Origin of the sequence: Streptomyces sp. McG3 (genome assembly GCF_018619185.1) — a bacterium.
Taxonomy (GTDB): Bacteria; Actinomycetota; Actinomycetes; order Streptomycetales; family Streptomycetaceae; genus Streptomyces.
The window spans coordinates 1-3,104 of the sequence record NZ_JAAXYC010000510.1; the positions used below are offsets into that span (position 1 = coordinate 1).

4 protein-coding genes and 1 tRNA gene are annotated in these 3,104 nt (G+C 72.6%); 4 read left to right on the forward strand and 1 reads right to left on the reverse strand.

Features of this window, described 5'->3' with window-relative positions; all coding sequences use genetic code 11:
- Positions 1-1,017, forward strand: a 1,017-nt coding sequence (locus HET64_RS37810; RefSeq protein WP_215111753.1) for an amidohydrolase family protein, incomplete at its 5' end; no start/stop codon positions are given.
- A 34-nt stretch (positions 1,018-1,051) separates the two neighbouring features.
- A complete protein-coding gene (locus HET64_RS37815; protein WP_215111754.1) occupies positions 1,052-1,708 on the forward strand; it encodes an SDR family oxidoreductase in 657 nt (218 codons plus the stop codon).
- A gap of 87 nt (positions 1,709-1,795) precedes the next feature.
- Here HET64_RS37815 and HET64_RS37820 read toward each other — a convergent pair.
- Positions 1,796-1,877 (reverse strand) — tRNA-Tyr (locus tag HET64_RS37820).
- 163 nt (positions 1,878-2,040) lie between these two features.
- Between HET64_RS37820 and HET64_RS37825 the strand changes: the two genes are divergently transcribed.
- Positions 2,041-2,529, forward strand: coding sequence for a YajQ family cyclic di-GMP-binding protein (locus tag HET64_RS37825; RefSeq protein WP_006126857.1), 489 nt, complete (start codon positions 2,041-2,043; stop codon positions 2,527-2,529).
- 210 nt (positions 2,530-2,739) lie between these two features.
- On the forward strand, positions 2,740-3,104 hold a 365-nt coding region (locus tag HET64_RS37830; protein ID WP_215111755.1), incomplete at its 3' end, for a methylated-DNA--[protein]-cysteine S-methyltransferase.

Here is a 3,104-nt window from a genome sequence, read left to right on the forward strand (position 1 = left end):
GGCCCCGACAGCCCCGGCCCCGCCTCCCACCGCGCCGAGGACATCCAGCGCCGGGCCACCGAGGCCGCCCTCCTCCAGCTCGGTCACGGCGCCACCGCCCTGCGCACCCACGTCCGCGTCGGCGACGTCCAGGGCCTCGCCCCGCTCGAAGCCGTCCTGCAGACCCGGCGTGCCCTGCGCGGCCTCGCCGACGTCATGCCCGTCGCGGTCCCCCGGCTCCTCACCGGCATCGCGGGGGCGGACAGCCTGGCGATGCTCCGGGACGCGGTGAAGATGGGCGCGGCCGTCGTCGGCGGCTGCCCCGACCTAGACCCCGACCCCACGGGCTACACCGAGGCCGTCCTGGAGATCGCGGCCGAGCACGGCTGCCCCGTGGACCTGCACACCGACGGCGACGACCCCGCCCGCCTGGCCCGGCTCGCCGCGATGGCCGCCGGTCTGCGCCCCGGCGTCACCCTCGGCCCCTGCGGCGGCCTGGCCCACCTGCCCCTGGACGCCGCGGCCCGCGCCGCCGACCAGCTCGCCGCCGCCGGGATCACCGTGGTCTGCCTGCCCCAGGGCGGCTGCGCCGGCGCGGAGCGCCGTACGACCGCCCCCGTACGCCTGCTGCGCTCCGCCGGGGTGCGCGTCGCGGCGGGCAGCGGTGCGCTGCGGGACACGGCCAACCCGGTCGGTCGCGGTGATCCGCTCGAAGCCGCCTACCTCCTGGCCTCACAGGCGGGGCTCCGCGCCGAACAGGCGTACGCGCTGGTCTCCACGGCCGCCCGCGCGGCCCTCGGCCTTCCCGATGTGCGCGTCGAGGCGGGCTTCCCCGCCGAACTCCTGGCCGTACGCGGCGAACGGCTCTCCGCGGTGCTCTCGCTCGCCTACAGCCGCATCGTCATCCACGGCGGCCGGATCGTCGCCCGCACCAGCGCCGTGCGCGAGTACTGCGACTCCGACGGTGACGCCGCCACGGGGCTCGGCGGACTCCCTCGGCAGGGGCGGCCCGACTCCGGCGCCGGGCCGAGGAACTGAGCGCGGCCGGGTTCCCGGGCGTACGGTCGGTGGTATGCGCATTGTCATCGCAGGTGGACACGGACAGATCGCACTGCGGCTGGAGCGGCTGCTCGCCGCACGCGGGGATGAAGCCGTAGGGATCATCCGCAACCCCCAACAGAGTCATGACCTGACCGAAGCCGGCGCCCAACCCGCCGTGCTGGACCTCGAATCGGCCACCGTGGAGCAGACCGCGGAGGTGCTGCGCGGCGCGGACGCGGCCGTCTTCGCCGCGGGTGCGGGGCCGAACAGCGGTGTCGCCCGCAAGGACACCGTCGACCGCGACGCGGCCGTGCTGTTCGCCGACGCGGCCGAGGCGGCGGGCGTCCGCCGCTATCTCGTCGTCTCCTCGATGGGCGCCGACCCGGACCACCCCGGCGACGAGGTCTTCGACGTGTATCTGCGGGCCAAGGGCGCCGCCGACGCCGACGTACGCTCCCGCGCCGCACTGGACTGGACGATTCTGCGCCCCGGCATGCTGACCGACGACGCGGGCACCGGGCAGGTCGTCCTGGCCGCCTCTACGGGCCGCGGCCCGATCCCCCGCGACGACGTGGCGGCCACGCTGCTGGAGCTGCTGGACACCCCGGCGACGGCGGGCCTCACCCTCGAAGCGATCTCCGGGAACGTGCCGGTGACGGTGGCCGTGAAGGACGTCGCCGGCAACTGATCAGCGGCGGGACTCCTGACGGGAACTCCGCGCCCGGACAACGAGGAAGCCCCCGACCGGAAGAACCGGTCGGGGGCTTCGTTCGCGTGGCGGCGCCAGGGTTCGAACCTGGGTAGGCTGAGCCGGCAGATTTACAGTCTGCTCCCTTTGGCCACTCGGGCACACCGCCTCGAACGACGCGTTGGATCTCGTGGTGAGCTCCTTGGCGACGACGTAAACGATACCTGATGGCCAGGGGTGCTCCGCCACCTCATTGATCAGCCGCCGGAGGGTGCGGCGGTGGCTAGGCTTGCGCCGTATCCCCAAGCATTCGACGCAAGGAGCCACACGTCATGGCCGACTCCAGTTTCGACATCGTCTCGAAGGTCGAGCGGCAGGAGGTCGACAACGCCCTCAACCAGGCCGCCAAGGAGATCTCCCAGCGTTACGACTTCAAGGGCACGGGCGCCTCGATCTCGTGGTCGGGCGAGAAGATTCTGATGGAGGCGAACGGCGAGGAGCGGGTCAAGGCCATCCTCGACATCTTCCAGTCCAAGCTGATCAAGCGCGGTATCTCGCTGAAGTCGCTGGACGCAGGTGAGCCGCAGCTCTCCGGCAAGGAGTACAAGATCTTCGCCACGATCGAGGAAGGCATCTCCCAGGACAACGCCAAGAAGGTGGCGAAGATCATCCGCGACGAGGGCCCCAAGGGCGTCAAGGCGCAGGTCCAGGGCGACGAGCTGCGGGTCAGCTCGAAGAGCCGGGACGACCTCCAGGCCGTGCAGGCGCTGCTGAAGGGGCAGGACTTCGACTTCGCGGTGCAGTTCGTGAACTACCGGTGATCAAGCGCGTCGATCCGTACGGGCGTTGCCGGATCGCTTGAGCCGAACTGAGCCGATCCGAGCACAACGGGGCACACCGCCGAGGCCGACCTCGACGGCGTGCCTCTTCGTGTGCCGGGCCCCGGGGCGCGGGTGCGATGTCCGAATACCGCCGGTGGGGGTGTGGTGAGCGGGCGCAGACTGGTCGTACCGACCGGGGAAGTGAGAAGCATGACGACGGTGTACGCGCGGGTGGAGAGCCCGCTGGGCGAGTTGCTGCTGGTCGGCGAGACGGTGGCGGAGGGGCCGGACGCGGCCGGGGAGGCCGGTGCCCGGCTGCTCTCGTTGTCGATGCCCGGTCAGAAGGGCGGCGCGGTCGTCCAGGACGGCTGGCGGCACGCCCCGGAGGCGTTCGCGGAGGTCGCCCGGCAGTTGGAGGCGTACTTCGCGGGGCGCTCGACGCGGTTCGACGTGCCGCTGGCGGAGGGTGCGGGCACGGAGTTCCAGCGGCGGGTCTGGGCGGCGCTGGAGTCGATCCCGTACGGGAGCACGGTGTCGTACGGGGAGGTCGCGGCGCGGGTCGGGGCCTCGGGTGC

What these genes read in the sequence shown, in the direction of transcription:
- HET64_RS37825 (WP_006126857.1), top strand. Translation starts at nt 2,041, where the DNA reads ATGGCCGACTCCAGTTTCGACATCGTCTCGAAGGTCGAGCGGCAGGAG.
- HET64_RS37815 (WP_215111754.1), top strand. Translation starts at nt 1,052, where the DNA reads ATGCGCATTGTCATCGCAGGTGGACACGGACAGATCGCACTGCGGCTG.